The organism is Prevotella sp. OH937_COT-195, from assembly GCF_003932845.1.
Classification (GTDB): domain Bacteria; phylum Bacteroidota; class Bacteroidia; order Bacteroidales; family Bacteroidaceae; genus Prevotella.
The window spans coordinates 1-429 of record NZ_RQZH01000157.1 but is presented as its reverse complement, the minus strand read 5'-3'; the positions used below and the strand labels follow the sequence as shown (position 1 = coordinate 429).

Genomic DNA, 429 nt, shown 5'->3' with positions numbered 1-429 from the left:
TCTTCATTTAGATCAATATACTCATATGTTTTTTTGTCTAAATATTTATAAATACCATCCTCAAGTATGAATGTATCCTCAATATATTGATTTAATAATAAAATATTTTCTTTTAAAAGTTCTTCTCCCCATATTCTCTTATTAATATAATAATTTATACTTGAACTTAACTTGCTCCATATCATACTCTCATCCCCTTTAATATATTTTTTATTTTAATTTTAAATCATTTAGCACTCTATATACAGTTGCTCTACTTAACCCTGTTTGTTTTACTATATCAACTATTTTGTAACCTTCCCTATATAGTAACCCTACTGTATCAGCTTTATCATTTCTCTTGGAAGGCCTTCCTCCATTCCTTCCCCTAGCTTTTGCGCTTTTTAAACCTTCTTTAGTCCTTTGACTTATTAAGTCCCTTTCTAGCTG

General features: G+C 28.4%; 2 protein-coding genes. Both read right to left on the bottom strand.

Features of this window, described 5'->3' with window-relative positions; all coding sequences use genetic code 11:
- On the bottom strand, positions 1-185 hold a 185-nt coding region (locus tag EII32_RS12640), incomplete at its 3' end, for a hypothetical protein (protein ID WP_233582404.1).
- A 25-nt stretch (positions 186-210) separates the two neighbouring features.
- Positions 211-429 (bottom strand): helix-turn-helix domain-containing protein (locus EII32_RS11700; RefSeq protein WP_148096850.1); only part of this gene is annotated, 219 nt, incomplete at its 5' end.